18 protein-coding genes, 1 tRNA gene and 1 rRNA gene are annotated in these 19,458 nt (G+C 50.6%); 9 read left to right on the forward strand and 11 right to left on the reverse strand.

The window, feature by feature from the left end; translation table 11 throughout:
* Positions 1-9: 9 nt before the first annotated feature.
* The 8 genes from T433_RS0106275 to glmM all read left to right on the forward strand — a co-directional run bounded on the left by T433_RS0106275 (position 10) and on the right by glmM (position 8,161).
* The gene (locus tag T433_RS0106275) at positions 10-1,146 is read left to right on the forward strand and encodes a sensor histidine kinase (RefSeq protein ID WP_027451130.1); all 1,137 of its coding nucleotides are present in this window, start codon (positions 10-12) and stop codon (positions 1,144-1,146) included.
* A gap of 57 nt (positions 1,147-1,203) precedes the next feature.
* On the forward strand, positions 1,204-1,728 hold the full coding sequence (locus tag T433_RS0106280; protein ID WP_027455261.1) for a YceD family protein: 525 nt from the start codon (positions 1,204-1,206) through the stop codon (positions 1,726-1,728).
* 21 nt (positions 1,729-1,749) lie between these two features.
* Positions 1,750-1,941: a 50S ribosomal protein L32 gene (gene rpmF / locus T433_RS16200; RefSeq protein WP_081778395.1), complete on the forward strand. Its 192-nt coding sequence runs from the start codon at positions 1,750-1,752 to the stop codon at positions 1,939-1,941.
* A gap of 2 nt (positions 1,942-1,943) precedes the next feature.
* Positions 1,944-2,945 (forward strand): beta-ketoacyl-ACP synthase III, encoded by a 1,002-nt coding sequence (locus tag T433_RS0106285; protein WP_027451132.1) that lies wholly within the window; start codon positions 1,944-1,946, stop codon positions 2,943-2,945.
* 162 nt (positions 2,946-3,107) lie between these two features.
* A complete protein-coding gene (locus tag T433_RS14835; protein ID WP_052357021.1) occupies positions 3,108-4,775 on the forward strand; it encodes a hypothetical protein in 1,668 nt (555 codons plus the stop codon).
* A 233-nt stretch (positions 4,776-5,008) separates the two neighbouring features.
* Positions 5,009-6,046: a DHH family phosphoesterase gene (locus T433_RS0106295; RefSeq protein ID WP_027455262.1), complete on the forward strand. Its 1,038-nt coding sequence runs from the start codon at positions 5,009-5,011 to the stop codon at positions 6,044-6,046.
* A 112-nt stretch (positions 6,047-6,158) separates the two neighbouring features.
* Complete coding sequence (bamK, locus tag T433_RS0106300) at positions 6,159-6,791, forward strand: BamK family beta-barrel-assembly machinery protein (RefSeq protein ID WP_027451134.1); 633 nt, start codon at positions 6,159-6,161, stop codon at positions 6,789-6,791.
* Positions 6,788-8,161 carry a phosphoglucosamine mutase gene (gene glmM, locus T433_RS0106305; protein ID WP_027455263.1) on the forward strand — a complete coding sequence of 458 codons (1,374 nt, stop codon included), beginning with the start codon at positions 6,788-6,790 and terminating at the stop codon, positions 8,159-8,161. Before bamK ends, glmM begins: the two co-directional genes overlap by 4 nt.
* Positions 8,162-8,272: 111 nt before the next feature.
* Here glmM and T433_RS0106310 read toward each other — a convergent pair whose 3' ends face one another.
* From T433_RS0106310 to T433_RS0106335, 6 genes are read right to left on the reverse strand one after another with little or no spacing between them, the layout of a single operon-like run.
* Positions 8,273-8,935 (reverse strand): Crp/Fnr family transcriptional regulator, encoded by a 663-nt coding sequence (locus T433_RS0106310; protein WP_044109356.1) that lies wholly within the window; start codon positions 8,933-8,935, stop codon positions 8,273-8,275.
* Between the two features lie 8 nt (positions 8,936-8,943).
* Positions 8,944-9,882, reverse strand: coding sequence for an FAD:protein FMN transferase (locus T433_RS0106315; RefSeq protein WP_027455265.1), 939 nt, complete (start codon positions 9,880-9,882; stop codon positions 8,944-8,946).
* Between the two features lie 2 nt (positions 9,883-9,884).
* The gene (locus tag T433_RS0106320; protein WP_027451138.1) at positions 9,885-10,574 is read right to left on the reverse strand and encodes a DUF6048 family protein; all 690 of its coding nucleotides are present in this window, start codon (positions 10,572-10,574) and stop codon (positions 9,885-9,887) included.
* Positions 10,525-11,001, reverse strand: coding sequence for a DUF6452 family protein (locus tag T433_RS0106325; RefSeq protein WP_248616494.1), 477 nt, complete (start codon positions 10,999-11,001; stop codon positions 10,525-10,527). The genes T433_RS0106320 and T433_RS0106325 overlap by 50 nt, the downstream gene beginning before the upstream one ends.
* Entirely contained in the window at positions 10,998-11,951 is a 954-nt protein-coding gene (locus tag T433_RS0106330; RefSeq protein ID WP_027455267.1) for a glycosyltransferase family 2 protein, read from the reverse strand. The genes T433_RS0106325 and T433_RS0106330 overlap by 4 nt, the downstream gene beginning before the upstream one ends.
* Before the next feature lie 28 nt (positions 11,952-11,979).
* On the reverse strand, positions 11,980-12,519 hold the full coding sequence (locus T433_RS0106335) for a DUF4199 domain-containing protein (RefSeq protein WP_027451141.1): 540 nt from the start codon (positions 12,517-12,519) through the stop codon (positions 11,980-11,982).
* Positions 12,520-12,789: 270 nt separating this feature from the next.
* On the opposite strand from T433_RS0106335, the gene T433_RS0106340 reads away from it, so the two are divergent.
* Positions 12,790-12,863 (forward strand) — tRNA-Thr (locus T433_RS0106340).
* Positions 12,864-12,911: 48 nt separating this feature from the next.
* Here the strand turns inward: T433_RS0106340 and hemG are convergent.
* From hemG to rrf, 5 genes are all read right to left on the reverse strand, one after another.
* Positions 12,912-14,267 carry a protoporphyrinogen oxidase gene (hemG, locus tag T433_RS0106345; protein ID WP_027455268.1) on the reverse strand — a complete coding sequence of 452 codons (1,356 nt, stop codon included), beginning with the start codon at positions 14,265-14,267 and terminating at the stop codon, positions 12,912-12,914.
* Positions 14,268-15,632 (reverse strand): oxygen-independent coproporphyrinogen III oxidase, encoded by a 1,365-nt coding sequence (hemN, locus tag T433_RS0106350; RefSeq protein WP_027455269.1) that lies wholly within the window; start codon positions 15,630-15,632, stop codon positions 14,268-14,270. It abuts the gene before it with no gap.
* Positions 15,633-15,634: 2 nt separating this feature from the next.
* Positions 15,635-16,843 carry an MFS transporter gene (locus tag T433_RS0106355; protein WP_027455270.1) on the reverse strand — a complete coding sequence of 403 codons (1,209 nt, stop codon included), beginning with the start codon at positions 16,841-16,843 and terminating at the stop codon, positions 15,635-15,637.
* A gap of 32 nt (positions 16,844-16,875) precedes the next feature.
* Positions 16,876-18,951: a TonB-dependent receptor gene (locus T433_RS0106360; RefSeq protein WP_081778396.1), complete on the reverse strand. Its 2,076-nt coding sequence runs from the start codon at positions 18,949-18,951 to the stop codon at positions 16,876-16,878.
* 207 nt (positions 18,952-19,158) lie between these two features.
* Positions 19,159-19,271 (reverse strand): 5S ribosomal RNA (gene rrf / locus T433_RS0106365).
* Positions 19,272-19,458 lie beyond the last annotated feature (187 nt).

Raw genomic sequence — 19,458 nt, forward strand, 5'->3', positions numbered from 1 at the left:
GGAGTTGCCATGCAGTGGACCGACAGAATCAGGCAAGTAAAGATTTGGTTGGTAGCGGCAGCAATCATCATAGCCGTTACCTCACTCTTGGTGTCACACCTCCTTGTGCGCGACCTTCAGAAAGAGGAACAACGCAAAATGGATGTGTGGGCACAGGCCATGAATTTTGTCAACCAAGCCGATGAGAACACCGACCTGTCATTGGCCACAGCCGTCATAGAGGGCAACAACACCATCCCCGTCATTGTGCTAAGTGCAGAAGACGAGGTGATGGACTATCGTAACATTGAAGAAGACGTCGATGTGCAGAAGTACGCCCTGCGCATGAAAGCCGCTGGTGATACTATCCGCATCGAAGTCTTTGACACCTACCAATTGGTGTGCTACGACGAGTCAACGATGCTGAAACGACTGACCCAGTATCCCTATTGGGCACTGGGCATCGTCATGATCTTTGTGGTGGTGGCCATCTTTGCCCTCCTCTCATCTAAACGGGCAGAGCAGAACAAGGTATGGGTAGGACTTTCGAAAGAGACAGCCCACCAACTGGGTACTCCCATCTCGAGTCTGATGGCATGGGTGGAAGTGCTCAAAGAAACTTATCCACAAGACGAGCTGATACCCGAACTGGAAAACGACGTCAAACGACTGGAGCGCATCGCCGAACGTTTCTCAAAGATTGGTTCACTACCCGAGCCCGTTGACGATTCTGTGAACGAACTTCTGGATCGCGTGATAGCCTATATGGACAAACGCACCTCACAGAAAGTGATCATCAAAGGGCACTACCCCAACCACGACGTCGTAGTGAAGATGAATGCTTCGCTATTCGAGTGGGTTGTAGAGAACCTCTGCAAGAATGCCGTGGACGCCATGGAAGGCGGCAGTGGAAAGATAGACTTGTGGCTTCTGGAGGAAGACGACATCGTGGCTATCGAAGTAGCCGACACAGGCAAGGGTATTAAAAAGAAAGACATCAAAAACGTATTCCGACCGGGCTTCACCACCAAACAGCGCGGATGGGGCTTAGGCCTGTCTTTGGCAAAAAGAATTGTGGAACAATATCACCACGGACACATCTATGTCAAAGATTCAGAGGTAGGTAGAGGCACAACCTTCCGCATCGAAATGCGAAAAAAATCATAATAAATTATTCGTATTTGAAAAAAAGTTTGTAACTTTGCAGCCCGAAATAGTGTGATTATGTGTGGTTTAGAGCGTTTTCTGATTGATTTAAAGGCACTTACCGAGGACGAAACATCCTTGGAATACAGCCTTGATAACCAATTTTTCGAGGCGCTTGAAGGTGCACAGGTGCAAGAAGGCTCGTTGCATGTGTCGGGGTCTATACGCAAGGCCGTCGGCTTTTTTGAGCTTCAACTTCACACCACTGGCACCATTCGCATCCCCTGCGACCGCTGTCTGGACCTGATGGACCAGCCTATAGAGGCCGACTTGCGCTTAGTAATTAAGCTGGGCGACACATACGCCGAGGATGATGACATCATCACAGTGGAGGAGCACGACGCCGTGCTCAACATTGCATGGTTCATCTACGAGTCAATCATACTGGCGGTACCCATCCAGCACGTTCATCAACCTGGCGATTGTAACGATGCTATGATGCGAGTGCTAGAACAGCATTCGGCTGCCCGAAGCAGTGATGCGGACGCACAAGAGATAGACCCGCGGTGGAGTGCACTACTTAAATTAAAAGAAAAAAGTTAAATTTTAAAATAGTAATTCATTATGGCACATCCTAAAAGAAGACAATCAAACACTCGTACCGCCAAGCGTCGTACCCACGACAAGGCTGTAGCTCCTACACTGGCAGTATGCCCTAACTGTGGCGCTTACTATGTTTACCACACAGTATGCCCAACTTGCGGATACTATCGCGGTAAGGTTGCTATCAAGATGGACGAAGAAGTAGCTGAATAAGAATGGGAAAAATTAACGCGATCATCACCGGCGTCGGAGGCTACGTGCCCGACTATGTCCTCACCAACGAGGAATTGTCACGCATGGTCGACACCAACGATGAATGGATTATGACGCGTGTCGGAATCAAGGAGCGCCGAATCCTCACTGAAGAGGGTCTCGGCACTTCTTATATGGCGCGCAAGGCTGCCAAGCAGCTCATGAAGAAGACGGGCGCCGATCCCGATTCTATTGATGCTCTGATTGTAGCCACCTCTACATCCGACTATCACTTTCCATCTACCGCCAGCATCGTCATCGGCAAACTGGGGTTGAAGAACGCCATGGCGTTCGATTTCTCTGCAGCCTGCTGCGGATTCCTCTATTCGCTGAACGTTGCTTCAAGCATGATTCAAAGCGGTCGCTACAAGCGCATCATTCTGATTGGTGCCGACAAGATGTCGTCGGCTACCGACTATAAGGACCGCAACACATGTCCTCTTTTTGGCGATGGTGCTGCCGCAGTGATGCTTGAAGGCACAGAAGAAGAGAATATTGGACTTATAGACTCTTACCTTCGCACCGATGGTATGGGTCTGCCATTCCTTCACATGAAGGCTGGTGGCTCTGTAAGTCCTGCCAGTCATTTCACTGTAGACCACCGCATGCACTACACCTATCAGGAGGGTCGCACGGTGTTCCGCTATGCCGTAACCAACATGAGTGACGACTGTGCACTTATCGCTGAGCGCAACGGTCTGAACAAGGACAACATCAACTGGGTGATTCCTCATCAGGCAAACATGCGCATCATCGAGGCAGTGGCTAAACGCTTGGAACTGCCCATGGATCAGGTGATGGTCAACATCGAACACTATGGAAACACTTCTGCAGCCACTATTCCCCTGGCTATTTGGGAATATGAGTCTAAACTGAAGAAGGGTGACAATATCATCATGACTGCCTTCGGAGCAGGTTTCGTTCATGGAGCCAACTATCTCCGCTGGGCATATGATGGCAAGTAAACATAACCATTTACAGTATAAAAAGAGGCGAAATATCACAAAGATAGGTCGCCTCTTTTTTTGCATACAGCAATCAGGTGTAAAGCAATGTATTCCGTTTGGATTATTATAAGAAAATGCGTACCTTTGCATCATCATAGCAAAACTAAATTGATTTAAACAATGAAAATCATTATATGTCTCCTCTTCACTTTTCTCTGCACGACAGTACATGCCCAAGACGGCTGCACCCTTGCCGGTGCTCACGCGTGGGGCGGAGAACAACGCATCAAACAAGGAAAAAACAGTTTTGAACTGCGTCTGCTGAACCATTGGGACAATCTGGATGGCAGCGTAGAGCGCGGCTATGCAGGACAAAGTCTATGGAAATGGGACGAGCTACCAACACATGTAAACGACAGAGTACGGGAATATGCGCGTCTAAATGCCAGTATCGGCATAAACGGCATTGTACTTAACAATGTGAATGCCGATCCACGCATCTTACGTAGAGACTACCTTGAGAAGGTGAAAGCATTGGCCGATGTGTTTCGCAAATATGGGATTAAAGTATATCTGACAGCCAACTTTGCCGCTTGTCTAAAGCCATCAAAGACCCCAAACGAATGGAAAAGATGGGGCGGTGTAGGCACTCTAGATACCGCCGACCCATTAGTGCCCGAAGTAGAAGCTTGGTGGAAACAAAAGGTGTCAGAGATATACCAGCTAATTCCCGACTTCGGAGGTTTCCTTGTTAAAGCCGACTCGGAGGGAATGCCTGGTCCGCAGACCTATGGTCGTTCGCACGCTGACGGTGCCAACATGCTGGCACGGGCACTCAAGCCTTATAACGGAGTGGTGATGTGGCGCACCTTCGTTTACGATCCCGATGTTGACAAAGATCGTATTAAGCGCTGCTATAAGGAGTTCATGAAGCTGGATGGACAGTTCATGGACAACGTGATACTGCAAGTGAAAAACGGCGGCCTCGACTTTCAGGCTTCCGAGCCCGTACAACCCCTCTTCTTTGCCATGAAGAAGACACGTCTGATGCCGGAACTCCAGATCACACAAGAGTACACAGGTCAATCGACCTATCTTGTAAACCTGCTTCCGATGTGGCGTAACTTTCTAAACGACCTGGGCAAGAAGAACCTCAAAAAGATGGCGGGCATAGCCGGTGTAGCTAACGTTGGCAGCGATATCAACTGGACTGGTCATCTGTTTGCTCAATTCAACTGGTACGCCTTCGGACGCTTAGCCATAAATCCCGATATCACCGATGATGAACTTTACCATGAATGGATATCTCAAACATTCTGTGTTGACAGCGAAACAGAGCGAGTCATCCGACGTATCATGGAACCAACATGGTGGGACTACACCCAGAGTCACAGTCCTTATGGATTAGGATTCGCTCTGAAACGCGAGGATCACCTTAGTGCCGGTTTCGAAGAACGCGTGGGCACGGAATGGCAGTGCAGCACGTGGGGCATTGGCTACGACAGAACGGCCACCGGCTCTGACTATATCAGTCAGTTCCCCACCAAGAAACAGCAGCTATACGCTAATCCGCAAACCTGTCCTGACGCTTACCTGCTCTGCTTTCACAGGCTACCCTGGTCTTTTGTTATGAAAGATGGTAGGACACTACGCGAAGCCTTTATGGACGGACTACAACAAGGCGAACGTCGTGCAAGGGAAAACAAAGAGCTCTGGAAATCCATCAGAAACAAACTTCCAGAGGATGTATATACTCAGGTGCTTCAAGCCTTAGAGCACGAGGTTGAAGCATCAAAGGCGTTCAGCATATGCGCAACGAACTTCTTCACACCATATGCCTTGCCGTAACAAGCGTGGCACGCAAAAACGAGAGTGAAAGTCTTCCGTAACCAAAGCGCCAGTTTACCGTAACCAAAGCGCTAGTTTACCGTAACCAAAGTACTAGTTTACCGTAACCAAAGTGGCCGTTTGCCATCAGTAAAGCGATACTTTCGTTACGCAAAAGCCGTGCTTCTATATCAGAAAGAACTCCCATAAAAATTTGGTTCTTTTATGGCTTCTTAGTAACTTTGCACCCAATTATGCTAAATAATATACTTACACAAGAGGAATGTCAGCAGATGACAGCCCTCATCAAACAAAGTGAAACGATTGTCATCACCTGCCACCAGAACCCCGATGGCGATGCTTTAGGTTCTAGTTTAGGTTGGGCAGAATACCTGCGCGTGGTCTTTGGAAAGGAAGCACAAATCATCATTCCCGACCAATATCCCGACTATCTGCAGTGGATGCCTAACACACAAAAGATTGTACGCTATGACAAGTTCCAACAGGGCTGCGAATGGACCTTGAAGAACTGTGACCTGATATTCTGCTTAGACTTCAACACAGCCTCGCGCGTGGATCAGATGCAACAGGCATTGAGTTCTTCGCCAGCCAGGAAGGTGCTGATAGATCACCATCCCAACCCCGATGTTGACACGGTATTGACCGTATCACACCCCAAGGCTTCTTCCACCTGCGAACTGGTGTTCCGCCTGGTATGGCAGATGGGAGGCTTCGAACAGTTGGATAAAAACTTTGCCATCCCCGTCTATTGCGGCATGATGACAGACACTGGCGGTTTCACCTACAACTCGAGCGACCCAGACATCTTCTTCATCATCGGCGAATTGTTGACTAAGCATATCAACAAAGACAAGATCTATCGCAACGTGTTCCACAACTTCTCCGAGGATCGAATCCGCCTGATGGGCTACGTGATGTATCAGAGTCTGGTTGTTGACAGCGAGAGACATGCCAGTTTCTTCACGCTAACACGCGATGTACTGAAGAAGTTCAACTTCGTAAAGGGCGATGCTGAAGGCCTGGTCAACATGCCTCTCCAGATAAAAGGTCATAAGTTGAGCATCTCTTTGCGCGAAGATACCGAGAAGGAGAACACCATCTGGGTGAGCCTGCGCAGTGTTGACCAGTTCCCCTGCAACGAGATGGCAGCTCAATTCTTCAACGGTGGTGGCCATCTGAATGCCTCTGGCGGACGACTTCTCTGTTCGATGGACGAAGCCGTCAACATCACCAAGAGTGCTATTCTGGCCTTCGAGAAGCAACTGAAGTAAAAATGATAACCGTTAAATAAACACAAGCGGTAACAAATTCTTCACATATTCCAAGCCCTATTCACTTTTATTTCGTATCTTTGCAGTTGATTTTTAGAACAAAAAAAGAAACATGAAGCATACCATCATAGCACTGCTGTCGCTGTTTTGCCTGGCCACCACATTTGTAGCTTGCAACGACTACGAGACCTATGGCGACAAGAAAAATAAAGAGCGCGCTGCTATCAAACAATTTCTGGCTGACTCTGCCATCAACGTGATTAGCGAGGATGTCTTCCACAAGCAGGGCGACATGACCGACAATAGCAAGAACGAGTTCGTGTATATGAACAACACCGGCGTCTATATGCAGATTGTGCATAAAGGCTGCGGTGAGCCCTTGCGCGATGGCGAGAATAGCGACCTGATGGTCAGATTCCTCGAACTGTGTCTGCTGGACTCTACAGCTATCTACAACGACACCGCTCCCTATGATGTTGACGTGATGAACGTGCGTCGTCAAGGCAACGTGTTCACCGCCTCGCTGACAGACGGTGTTATGATGTCGGCATATAACACAGAGTCTGTACCCACAGGTTGGCTGGTGCCACTGAAGTACGTGAATGTAGGCCGTCCACGTACCGAAGACGATCACATTGCAAAAGTACGACTCATCGTGCCCCACACCCAAGGTCACAGCGTAGCCAGCAGCTATGTTTACCCCTATTATTACGAAATTAGTTTTGTACGTTCTATTGATATATGACACTGATTAAATCCATTTCAGGTATCCGCGGAACAATCGGCGGACATACGGGCGACACGCTCAACCCACTTGACATTGTTAAGTTCACAACAGCCTACGCCACCTTTATTGGCGGCAAGCGCATCGTAGTAGGTCGCGACGGCCGTATCTCTGGCCCCATGGTTCGCGACGTGGTCTGCGGCACATTGGTAGGAATGGGCTACGAAGTGATTGACATTGGCTTGGCCACCACACCAACCACCGAGTTGGCCGTACGCTGGCACAAGGCTGATGGCGGTATTATCATCACTGCCAGCCACAACCCCACTCAGTGGAACGCGCTGAAGTTGCTGAACCGCGAGGGTGAGTTCCTGACAGCTGCCGACGGTGCCGAGGTGCTGCGCATTGCTGAAGCCGAAGACTTCAACTACGCCCCTGTAGAGAAGTTGGGACGCGTCATCACCGACGACACCATGAACCAGCAGCACATCCAGTCAGTGCTCAACCTGCGACTGGTTGATGTAGAAGCTATCAAACAGCGCAAGTTCCGTGTCTGTGCAGATACAATCAATTCGGTTGGCGGCATCATCCTGCCCGAGCTCTTCAAGGCCCTTGGCGTGGAGTTCGAGATTCTGAATGGAGAATGCACCGGTCAGTTTGCTCATAATCCCGAGCCATTGGAGAAGAACCTGCAGGGTATCATGGACAAGATGCGTCAGGGAGGCTTTGATCTCGGTATCGTGGTCGATCCCGATGTTGACCGTTTGGCTTTCATCTGTGAGGACGGCAAGATGTTTGGTGAAGAATACACACTGGTCAGCGTAGCCGACTACGTGCTGTCACACGACAAGGGCAACACCGTCAGCAACCTGTCTTCTACCCGTGCTCTGCGCGATGTCACCGAGAAACACGGAGGCAAATACACCGCTGCAGCTGTCGGCGAGGTCAACGTCACCACAAAGATGAAAGAGGTGGGTGCCGTTATCGGTGGCGAAGGCAATGGCGGTGTCATCTATCCCGAGAGCCACTACGGTCGCGATGCACTGGTAGGCATCGGCCTGTTCCTGAGCAGTCTGGCTCAGAAAGGCATGAAGGCCAGCGAGCTGCGCAAGACCTTCCCCGACTATCAGATAGCCAAGAACCGCATTGACCTGACTCCCGAGACCGACGTAGATGCCATTCTGGTGAAGGTGAAGGAGATGTTTGCCGGTGATCCCGAGGCCACGGTCAACGACATCGATGGTGTAAAGATTGACTTCCCCACCATGTGGGTTCATCTGCGCAAGTCAAATACAGAGCCCATCATCCGCGTTTACAGCGAGGCTCAAACCATGGAAGAGGCCGACGCCATCGGCAAGAAGCTGATGCAGGTGGTCTATGACATGCAATAATGCTCACAACACATACAATTAGAAAGACAGCTGCTTTGCTATTCACAAAGCAGCTGTCTTTTTTCTATGCTGTTCTTTTTCTATGCTCTTCTTTTTATCACTCTTCATTTTCTACATAAACAAGCGTTCCAACGAGGGGATGATAATTCGTCCGCGAGCCAGTTGAAGCAGTCCTTCGTCCTGCATAGCGTTCAGTTCGCGCGACACGTCCAACCGGCTATCGCCTACCTCCTGCGCCAGGTGGCGCATCAGGATATGGAACTCCTTTTGTCCGGCAGGATAGGTACAGTGGTCCAACATAAAACGAACGATGCGTTCACGCAGACTCTTCGGCGCGCGCCGCCAAGGCAGATGTGCACGTCGTTGCGACTGTGTGGACAGGAGGTTAAGCATGTTCAATCGGAATATCAGGAAGTCATCGAGCAAACGCAGCACCTCGTCTTTCGATAGAAGGATAAAGTGGGCTTCGGTCAGTGTGTTCACCGTATAGAGATACTGCGGTTGTGCACCAAACAGCACCTCGGGCTGCACCAACCAAGGCGCGTGCACCTGTTCTGTAACCATATAAGTATGATCATCGCTCTGGCGTTCAAACTCAAGTTTTCCACTTATCAAGAAAAGCAGTTGACTGCAAGTATCACCTTCACGAATAATCGTCTTTCGTGGCGGTTGCTTTTGAAACCCGAACTTAGTATTACCGGCCAGCTGCAACAGTTCCGCACGGCTCATGCCTTGGAACAACGGGAATTGTAGCAGTTGGTCGTAGATGCGCATAACGAGAACTATTCAACGATCATATCCTTCACAGCATCAGAACACCACACCACAGGATGGCCCTCTTCATCGTTGTATATGAGATAGGCAGCCAACTCAGGATGACGGGCCAACAGCTCTTTAGCCTTGTCAACCCCCATCACCATGAACGACGTAGCATAAGCATCGGCCATAGCACACTCGTCGGCAAATACCGTGGCCGACAACAGCGTCAGTTGAACGGGATAGCCCGTACGAGGATCAATGGTATGTGCATACTTCTTTCCATCCTTGTAATAGAAGTTGCGATAATTGCCACTGGTCGCCATAGCCTTGTCTGTGATGCTCAGTACGGCCTGCATCTCGCCGTCAATACTCAGCGAGTCGTCCACAGGCTTCATCACGCCAATGCGCCAAGGCAGGTCATTGGGGCTCTTTCCTTTGACAACCACCTCGCCACCGATCTCCACCATATAGTCTGTAATACCCTTAGCATCGAGCAGACGAGCCACCTCGTCGCAACCAAAGCCCTTGGCTATGGCGCTGAAGTCCAACTGGTCGCGCACCTTCAGCAGGCTGTCCACCTGCTCTTTGGTGGGCAACTGCTCATGTTTGAAACCAAAGCCCCAGGCATTGACCAGCGGTGCCACAGTAATGTCGAAGGCACCCTCTGTCTCTTTATTGACAGTCTGAGCCAACTGGTAGAGCGACTTATACATCTCACTCTGAGGCCACTGCTCGCCTCTGTTCAGATGAGAGACCGTCGATTCCTCGTTAAACATCGAGAACTCGCCGTCAACAGCCATCAGTGTTTTTTCAATTTCTTCCTGCAAGTCTTTGTCGTAGGCATAGGTCACGTGATAAACCGTTCCAAAGATCATGCCATTGTTTTTCTGATACTCGTGCGACCGACAGGCCGACAACAGAACGACACAGAGTGCAGCCAGTAAAACAGTTGTCTGTTTCATCTTTAAATATCAATACTTACGTTAAACGTTGCTCCCAGATTGCCCGTGTCCTGTAGGCCATAACCAGGCACATACCAAGCCTGACCAATCTGATTATCATTGTGCGACATGCGCATGCGATAGCGAACGCTCCACCCCAGATGCAGCGGACCAGCCACCTTGGCATCGATGCCGAACAGCACCTCGGCCCAGTGCTGATAGAGTCGCAGCCCTTTCACGTCGGTGGCAGCATCCCATTGCCATACAGGATCCTGCGTAGCGGGTTCCGAGATGTCCACCTTATAATTCGTATAGGCATAGCGCACACCTGCAAAGATACGATTGCCCGTATGCTTCTTCTTCATGATGTTCACATCGACGCCCACTCGAAAATAGGGTGCCTTCGTACGGTAGGTGATATGCGTCACAGCATCATTCTCATGACTGGCCTTGCCATAGCCCACCTCTACAATTGGGAAATACTGGTCATGCAGATTCAGTCGCAACGCACCCTCGTACTGTCCGTAGTCGCCCAACATCATCTGTGCAGCACCCACCAAGTCGGCCGACACTGCAAAGCCGCGAAAGAGGGGCACGCTATCGCGCTCCAACTTCAAGAAGCCCTGTGCGAATACCGTCTGCTGCCCCATCAGCAGCAACAGACTAATGGCTATTCTTGAAATGTATCTCGATATGTTTCGCTGATATGTCATAGGTCACAGATGGATTGAGAATAAACAAAGTATCGATGGCTACATGCGTGGCGCTGACCTGAGTGATATGATGGAAGAAATGTGTAGCACAGTCAACCGACTCAAAGTGTGGGATATCATCTTTCTTGATCCACACCGTATCAACAGTCATTGCCTTCTGCTTATTGACGATCTGGAACACAAGAGTATCTACAGGCTGACCACTGCTCATGGGCAAAGCAAACTTGGTGAGCCCCACCCCACGGTTCAGCAAGATGGTGTCCTGTCGGTCGGCCCTCTTTGTCAGCACGGTCAACGTGTCTTTGAGCGTATCGTTCAGCACATAGTTCACTTCTACCGTGGTCTGTATAGGACAATCGATGCTAGAGCAAGCTGCGAAGCCCACTGCAGCCATCATCCACAAAGCCACCCGTCTCAGTTGCATCATATCTTCGTCTCTATCTGATAGTCATTACGATTGTTCGACGTGCGGCTCACCAAATCACCCAAGAAGCCCGTCAGGAAGAACTGTGTTCCCATCATCATCATGGTCAAAGAGATGTAGAAGAAGGGAGACTCCGTGACCAGACGCTCAGGTATTCCTGCAGCCAGACAGTATAGCTTGTTGGCACCGATGATGACAGCAGACAAGAAGCCTACTAAGAACATCAGTGTGCCGAGGAAGCCGAACACATGCATTGGCTTCTTGCCAAACGTAGAGAGGAACCACAGTGTGAGCAGATCCAGATAGCCATTGACAAAGCGGTTCCACCCCATAAACTTAGAGGTGCCATACTTACGCGCCTGGTGATGCACCACCTTCTCGCCGATCTTGTTAAAACCAGCCTGCTTGGCCAGATAAGGGATATAGCGATGCATCTCGCCATACACCTCAATATTTTTCACCACATCCCGGCGATAGGCCTTCAGACCGCAGTTGAAGTCATGCAGGTTGCGGATGCCACTCACCTTGCGGGCAGTGGCATTAAAGAGCTTGGTGGGCAGCGTTTTCGACAGTGGGTCGTAGCGCTTCTGCTTATAACCGCTCACCAGGTCGTACTTCTCCTCGGTAATCATCCGGTAGAGTGCCGGAATCTCATCGGGTGAGTCCTGCAGATCGGCATCCATCGTGATCACCACATCACCTTGTGCCTCGGCAAAACCACAGTAGAGTGCGGGGCTCTTGCCGTAGTTGCGGCGAAACTTGATACCCTTCACCTGAGGCGAACGAGCCTGCAGCTGTTTGATAATCTCCCATGAACCATCGGTAGAGCCATCGCTGATGAAGATCACCTCGTAAGAGAAATTGTTCTCCTGCATCACGCGCTCAATCCAACCGTAAAGTTCGCCAATTGATTCTTCCTCGTTATAAAGAGGTATTACAACTGATATATCCATGCTATTCTTTTGATTATTCAAGAAAACGTTAGCTATTCACACTGGCCTTTCGCTGCAAAAGTCCGGCAATGGGCAATCCCATCACCACGCCCATCATCAAATGAGTGGTGAGCAGGTTCAGCGACAGATCTATCGGGCGCAACGAGCCCAGTGAGTTCAAAGCATCGTCAACCATCTGTTGCATGCCTGCCTGCTTGATAACCTCAGCATTCTCAGGCAGCTCCATCATCTTGGCATACATCGCCAACAGGTAGCCCTGATCCAGGAAGTTGAAGTAGCAGAACTGAGCAATGGCAAAAAGCACTGAGCCATAGAAGAACGACATGATGACGTATGCCCAGGCACGCAGAAACGAGATGTTGCCTTCCAACCCGTAGTCACGGAAGTGTTTCAAGCGCTTCCATACGAGTATTGGCGTGGCAAAAGCCAATAATAAAGCCACAAGACTTAAGGTCGGTGTGGCCAGTCCTAAAAGGTAAAAGGCAAAGCTGGCAATCCAGAGAAGTGCCAACCAGAACCCGTCTGAACGGGCAAAGGCCTTTAACTGTATATAGTCCGTTGGGGTCAATTAATTAACTATTTTGAATTATAACATGAAAAACGATGCAAATATACGCATTTTCCGCCACATAACACGGACGTTGTCTTAAAAAATAGTTAAAACAATAAAAATCCCAACTATTCATTCTTAATTCTTAATTTTATTATGTACCTTTGCACCCGCTTAAAAGCAACCACGGGTAAGTCCTGTACGGCCAGCTCCCTTGGAATCCCCCAGGACGGGAACGTAGCAAGGGTACTTGGTTGTAGCGGCGCGATATAGATCGCTTACCCACCCGCCTCTTTAGCTCAGTTGGCCAGAGCACGTGATTTGTAATCTCGGGGTCGTTGGTTCGAATCCGACAAGAGGCTCACCCAAATGAAAAAGGACAGACGCAACGTCTGTCCTTTTTTTGTTTTCTATAGGTCGTTGGCCACCATCGCTGCTTGATGAATGCGGTTGCCCATGCCGATGCCATCGCGCATATTTCCTGCCAATATCAAACCAGGATATTGCTTTTCGATACAGGTTATAGCTTCAAATCGCTTACCGCTATCCTCACCATACTGAGGTATGGCGCGCTCATGACGGAAGATGCGTATCATGTCGGGCGTCATCGTCTCTGGATATTTCAGCATTGAATGGAATGCCTCGATCACCATCTCACGTATCTCGCCATCGCTCTTCTTCAGATAGTCAGCATGGCGGACGCCACCCATGAAGTAGGAAAAGAGCGCACCGCCCTCTGGAGCTCGCTCTACGAAGCATGCCGAGGGGAAGAGTATGCCCAGCAACTTCTGTTGTTCTTTGCTGGGAACCAGACCGCCAAAGGCGGGATAGTCCAGTCCTTGCGTATCGCGAACACCCACACTTACCTGAATCACGGGGGCATAATAGAGGTTGCTGATAGGTTTCATGAGGGTATCAGGGATAAAGGGCAGCAACTCTGGCAGCGCATAAGCACCTACCGCGGTGATCACGCGGCGGCACACCACCTCATCCTGACCGTCGTTATAGCTCACGCGCCAGGTGCCTCCTTCGTTTGGCTGCACCTTGATATGCTGAGCGCCCGTCACGATGTCGGCACCCTGTGCCAGGGCATCCACCATTTTCTGCAGACCACCATGAGCGGAGAACACCTTCTTCGTGACCAGTCGGTCGCGATCGGTCTTAGGTTCCTTTCGCTTGGCAATGGCGCCACGCACAAAACTACCATAGTTGGCTTCCAGATTATAGAGTTTGGGCAGGGCAAAGCGTGTGGTCAACTTCATCGGGTCGCCGGCATAGACGCCCGACACGAATGGGTCAACAGCATATTCAAAGAACGAGCGTCCCAGTCGTCGCTGAGCCAGAGAGCCTACCGACTCGTTGGGGTCGGTACCTTTCTTGCGCCATGGTTCTCCCAGAATGCGGAACTTATCCTTCAGCGTGAACAGTGGTGTGGTGACTGCCGACACGAGGCCCGAGGGGAGCGCATGAAACTTACGTCCCTTCCATATCAGGCGTCGCTTAGACGACTCGCGGGCGGTCTCCAGCTCACAGCGTCCTGCCAGGTCCTGAAACAGTTCTGTCACCTCTGGAAACGAAACCACACCGGTGTTAGGACCACTTTCAAACGTAAAGCCATCCTCAGTAAAGGTGCGTATCTGTCCGCCCACGCGGTTCTCCTTCTCTAATACGAGGACATCACGCCCTTTCTTACGCAGGTTGAAAGCCGTAGCAAGACCGGTCAGTCCTGCACCAATAACTACGATATCACGTTCTTGCTTCATCATTTATATCGGGTTAGAAAAATGTTTGTCTGTATGTTGTACCAACGGATCCAGCGCTGCTGCCACACATCTCACCAGCGGTCGGCCTTCGCTATGCACCAGGATGTGCTGGTCGTCGAAGTCCAGAATGCCGTCATGGGCCATCTCCTTCAGGCGCGCCTCGTCATAACAGCAGGCACTGCGCAGGGCATCTACCGTGACACCCAGGCGTTCGGCCACATCCTCCCAGTTCAGAGTGTAGTTGCACATCAGCGTCTCAACCACCTCGCGCACCATCTTCTGGGCGTTGGTGAGCTGACATCCACGACGGATGTATAACTGCTGACGTCCGATAGTTTCTATATACTCCTTGATATCACGTCCGTTTTGTGCATAGGCATCGTCCAACTGGCTGATGGCTGTCACGCCAAAGGCATAGACCTGTGCGGTGGTGCGGCGCGTGCAATAGCCTTGGAAGTTGCGGTGCAGCGCGCCCGACTGCAATGCCGTGAAGAGTTCATCTTCGGGCAACACGAAGTGGTCCAGTCCGATACGTTGATAGCCCGCCTGTGTCAAGACACTGGTTGCCACCTCAAACATGCGGTTCTTCTCTTCGGCAGAAGGCAGACCGATGCGGTCCAGTATCTGCTGACGTGGGAAGAGCTTGGGCAGATGCGCATACGAGAACGTGACCAGACGGTCGGGACGCAAGGCGGCAGCCTGCTCAATGGTCTGCTGGAAAGAGTCGGCCGACTGATGTGGCAGGCCATAGATAAAGTCGAAATTAACCGTCGCACCCGATGCGCGCAGAATGTCGAGCACCGCCTTCATCGGCAGTAGCGATGGCCTGCGGTTGACGGCCTTCAGCACCTCTTCCTTCAGGTCCTGCATGCCAATGCTATAACGTGTGAATCCACAGGTGGTCAACTGCTGCCAAGCTTGTTCGTCCAGATAGCCGGGGTGGCACTCAATGGCAATCTCGGGGCGGTCGATGACGGGAGCGATACTGAGCAGATGCTCGTTCAGTTCCTTGATCATCTCAATGGGAATCGACGTCGGACTGCCACCACCATAGTGTATCTGCGCAATCTTTCGGTTGCGGTCAATATGCTTTGCCACCAGGTCAATCTCCTGATGCAAGGCATCCACGTATGCTTTCACCGTCTCAGGTGCTGCTGCGGGGTAAGAGTTACAACCGCAGTAGTGACACAGATGGCGACAGAAGGGAATATGCAGATAGAACGAGATCTGGTTCTGTCGGGCTTTGTCTGATGCCTCCACCGCACGCAGATAGTCAGCCTCAGAGAAATCTCCGAAGTAGTTGGCTGGTGGATAGCTGGTGTATCGGGGCACCGGCTTATTGTATTTTTGTATAATCTCTGGTTGCATGATTATTTTCTAAAGAATACGAGGATATATAATAGTGAGACGACGGCGATGACACATTCGGTGAAGAAAAGACCGTGATAGCCAAAATGATCTGCCACGCCGCCACTCAGAGAAGCAATGAGGATACCACTCAGGTGGGTCAGCACGGTTTGAATGGTAAAGTCAGTACCTTCGCGTCCTTTTCGCACGCACTCCATGGCCGAGGTATAAACCACGATGGTGGCCATGCCATAGCTGGACCACATCAGGACGATACCAAAGTAGAGCAGCCATGCTGAGGGCTGTGACACGTATGACATCGCGAGGAAATAAAGAGTGGTCAGCACGATAAACAGGGCAAAAAGCACGCGCGAAGCATGCACGCCGATGCGGCGCACCAGAAAACCGGCGCCAAACGAGGCGCAGAATGCTGCCGATGTACCCACCATGCCGCTCATCACACCAATCTCTTTCATCGTGTAGCCCAAATCTACCAGCCATGGGCGCATCATCGACAGGATACCGATAATGCTGGCGTAGTAGAGCAAGAGGAAACCTATCTGGCGCCAGATGCCGCGCTGTGCAAAGAACGAGGCGAAGTCGCTCCACTTGGCACGTTCCTTCGTCGTCTTAGCCACAATCTCGGGTTCACGGCGCATGATCAGCGGAACCAGCATCAGCAGCACGAAAGCACCCAGACACAGGGTGACGCTACGCCAACCGAAGGCGTGCAGTATCAGCAGCAAGAGGCCACTGCCTATCAGGGCACCACCAAAGCTGCCCATCGACTGCATGCTGTTCACCATGCTCTTATCCTTACCGCCGTGCATCAGGATGGCCAGCGCATCGGTGGCAATATCTTGTGTGGCAGATGCCACCAGCGACAGACAAACCAGTGCTATGATCAGATAGAGGTTGTTGTTCACATCCAGCAGACCTGCCAAAACGATGAACAGTGCATACACACACTCGCTGCCAATGATGCAGCGACGGAAGTCGCGACCCGTCAGACAGTGGCGGTCCACCACTGGCGACCATAAGAACTTCAACACCCAAGGCAACTTCACCAACTGCAGCAGTCCGATGGTGGCCAACGAGTAGTGAGCCTCGCGCATCATCACCTGCAGCGCCGTAGCAAAGAAGCTGGATGGAATACTCTGGGCAATGTAAAGGCAGAAGAACATCGTTAAGCCGATGCCTCCTCTGCCCTCTTTATTTATTATGTGGTTAATCTTTGTTTGAACTTCTGATTGCATATATGTATTTAGATATCAAAAAACAGCGATGTGCCGAAAGACACTGGGCGGCCCTGCTGCCCGTAGCCCTGACTGGTCTTGAAGTAGTAAGTCAGGTAGTCTGTATTCGTCAGGTTCTTACCCCACGCCTCCCAAGTCAGTCGGCCTGAGGTTACGCTCACCTTGGCATCGAGCAGTGCATAGAAGCGCTGGCTTACCAGATTGTCTTCATTCCAATAGATCTTACCCATGCCGTTCACACCTGCACTCAGCACGATGCGGTCGATTGCCGAACAGTCTGGCAGGATGGTATAGGCACCTCGGAAAGCGAGGGTCTGACGTGGCACAAGGGGCAACATCTTGCCAGTGTAGCTGACGGTCTCGCTCTTCTTGTAGTCCAGGAAGCGCGCATACGTATAACCATAGGTCAGGCGGAAGGTCAGCGGCTGCCAGGGGCGAATCGTCATGCCAAGCTCCACGCCCTTGCTGTCCGAGTGACCAGCATTGCGGGTGATGTTACCCACACCGGGAACGGTCTGTGTGATCTGCTGATGGCGCCAGTCCACATAGAACAGGGTCAGGTCGGCCTGCAGCGCATGATTGAAGAAGGTTGTCTTAGCACCCACTTCATAGTTCCAGTTGTACTCGGGGTCATAGGTACGCTCATTGTCCTCGATGAAGGTAGAGTTGAAGCCACCGGTCTTATAACCTCTGGTCAGCGAACCATAGATCATATAGTCATCATTAAACTGATACTCGAGTGTAAATTTCGGTGTCAGCTGTGTGAAGTTCAACTTACTATTGTAGGAATCTGCAGGTGTGCCCAGCACGCGGTCCCATGCCGAGGCTGTCCTGTAGGCCTGATAGTCTTCCTTGGCATGCTCATAGTCGAAGCGCAAGCCCAACTTGGCTTTCAGTCCGGCAAGGAGCTTCAACGCAGACTGATGATATACAGACACGCCCGTTGTAGGACTGTCATAATACTTTGGTGTGCAGTAGTTCTGCGCAATATAGGTGGTATAGAGTGCTTTCTTATAGCTGTCGCTAAAGAAGAATGCACCAAACATCCACTGATAGGCACTCTTGGTGGTCGATTTGATGGTCAGCTCTTCGCTGAAGATATTCTGGCGAACACTCTGGTTCACCCAGTAATTATCTTTGGGTGTAAAGTCTTGGTCGATGCCCTGCTGGTCGTCAATATACTGATAGGCCGTCTGACTGTTGAAGCTGAAACCATTGCCATCGTAGCGGGCATTCAGGCCTACCGTGGTCAACTGGCGCAGATAGGAACTGTAACGATTATAGTTAATTTCGCCCGACTCTCTCGTCTCGGGATCATAAGTGGCATAGGGATAGCCACCCTGATCACTATTTCTGTAGCTCACGTCGGCCACCAGTGTCCAGCGCTCGGTGGGCTTCAGGAACACACGACCGCGCAGATAGCCCTCATTAAACTTGTCTATCTTACTACCATCAAACGCATTGCGGAAGTATCCATCGTTGTGATGATAGCTGCCATTCACGGCAAAGGCCACCTTTTCGCTCACCTTGTTATAGTGACTGGCGTTCACCACGGCATCGTTGTGCCGGCCATAACCCACTTTGATGCGGGTACCTTGATAGTCAAAGGGCGAACGGGTGTAGGCATTGATAATACCACCAATGCAGTTGCGACCATAGAGCGTGCCTTGTGGGCCACGCAGCACCTCCAGCGACGACAGGTCAAAGAGGTCATCATCAAAGGCCGAGCGCTCCATGTGGGGCACACCGTCAATATAGAAGCCCACAGTAGGGCCATTGGTCTTTGAACCCACGCCACGCACAAAGACGGGTGAGTTCTGGCGTGTGCCATAGTCTGGAATAAAGAAATTAGGCACGATATAGCCCAGATCCTTCACACTGGTCATCTCCGACTGACGGATCACAGAACTTGATAGCGACGTGATGGACAGGGCCTCCTTACTGGTGGGATCCTGTTTAAAGCCAACCACAGTCAGCTCGTTCATGTTCAACTGTCGAGCCACCATCGTATCGCCAACCTCTTCGATTCCCTCTGCTACAGCACTGACGGGGAATAACAACGCACATAAAAACCTTATATTCATATAACTCGATATGTTCGTATTAATTGCGGGTGCAAAGTTACACATTTCTCGACACCTGCGCAATCCCCATTTATATGGATTTTTGGTTGTTACCGTACGAATCACACCAACCAAACCATGATAAATCATCAACAAAAAAACACCTAAGCATAACAAACGAAATAAAAAAAGAGCCCTGACTCAGTGTTGAATCAGGGCTCTCTGTAAAGATGGCGGCCTCCTACTCTCCCGCATTGCATTGCAGTACCATCGGCGCAAGCGGGCTTAACTTCTCTGTTCGGAATGGGAAGAGGTGGGACCCCGCCGCAATAACCACCTAATGTTCGTTTCGTATTGACAATTGACAATTGATAATTGACAATTACGTCAACCGTATAGGTAGACATCTTGCACACAAGAACTGATAGTATAACCATAAGGCAAAACCATACAGTTGAAAGTAAAAGCGCGTTTAAGCGAAAGCTTTCGGGCAATTAGTACAGCTCGGCTTTGACGTCACCGTCTTTA

The organism is Xylanibacter brevis ATCC 19188 (assembly GCF_000621725.1).
GTDB classification, from domain to species: Bacteria; Bacteroidota; Bacteroidia; order Bacteroidales; family Bacteroidaceae; genus Prevotella; species Prevotella brevis.

What these genes read in the sequence shown, in the direction of transcription:
- T433_RS0106275 (WP_027451130.1), top strand. Translation starts at nt 10, where the DNA reads ATGCAGTGGACCGACAGAATCAGGCAAGTAAAGATTTGGTTGGTAGCG.
- T433_RS0106280 (WP_027455261.1), top strand. Translation starts at nt 1,204, where the DNA reads ATGTGTGGTTTAGAGCGTTTTCTGATTGATTTAAAGGCACTTACCGAG.
- rpmF (WP_081778395.1), top strand. Translation starts at nt 1,750, where the DNA reads ATGGCACATCCTAAAAGAAGACAATCAAACACTCGTACCGCCAAGCGT.
- T433_RS0106285 (WP_027451132.1), top strand. Translation starts at nt 1,944, where the DNA reads ATGGGAAAAATTAACGCGATCATCACCGGCGTCGGAGGCTACGTGCCC.
- T433_RS14835 (WP_052357021.1), top strand. Translation starts at nt 3,108, where the DNA reads ATGAAAATCATTATATGTCTCCTCTTCACTTTTCTCTGCACGACAGTA.
- T433_RS0106295 (WP_027455262.1), top strand. Translation starts at nt 5,009, where the DNA reads ATGCTAAATAATATACTTACACAAGAGGAATGTCAGCAGATGACAGCC.
- bamK (WP_027451134.1), top strand. Translation starts at nt 6,159, where the DNA reads ATGAAGCATACCATCATAGCACTGCTGTCGCTGTTTTGCCTGGCCACC.
- glmM (WP_027455263.1), top strand. Translation starts at nt 6,788, where the DNA reads ATGACACTGATTAAATCCATTTCAGGTATCCGCGGAACAATCGGCGGA.
- T433_RS0106310 (WP_044109356.1), bottom strand. Translation starts at nt 8,935, where the DNA reads ATGCGCATCTACGACCAACTGCTACAATTCCCGTTGTTCCAAGGCATG.
- T433_RS0106315 (WP_027455265.1), bottom strand. Translation starts at nt 9,882, where the DNA reads ATGAAACAGACAACTGTTTTACTGGCTGCACTCTGTGTCGTTCTGTTG.
- T433_RS0106320 (WP_027451138.1), bottom strand. Translation starts at nt 10,574, where the DNA reads ATGACATATCAGCGAAACATATCGAGATACATTTCAAGAATAGCCATT.
- T433_RS0106325 (WP_248616494.1), bottom strand. Translation starts at nt 11,001, where the DNA reads ATGATGCAACTGAGACGGGTGGCTTTGTGGATGATGGCTGCAGTGGGC.
- T433_RS0106330 (WP_027455267.1), bottom strand. Translation starts at nt 11,951, where the DNA reads ATGGATATATCAGTTGTAATACCTCTTTATAACGAGGAAGAATCAATT.
- hemG (WP_027455268.1), bottom strand. Translation starts at nt 14,267, where the DNA reads ATGATGAAGCAAGAACGTGATATCGTAGTTATTGGTGCAGGACTGACC.
- hemN (WP_027455269.1), bottom strand. Translation starts at nt 15,632, where the DNA reads ATGCAACCAGAGATTATACAAAAATACAATAAGCCGGTGCCCCGATAC.
- T433_RS0106360 (WP_081778396.1), bottom strand. Translation starts at nt 18,951, where the DNA reads ATGAATATAAGGTTTTTATGTGCGTTGTTATTCCCCGTCAGTGCTGTA.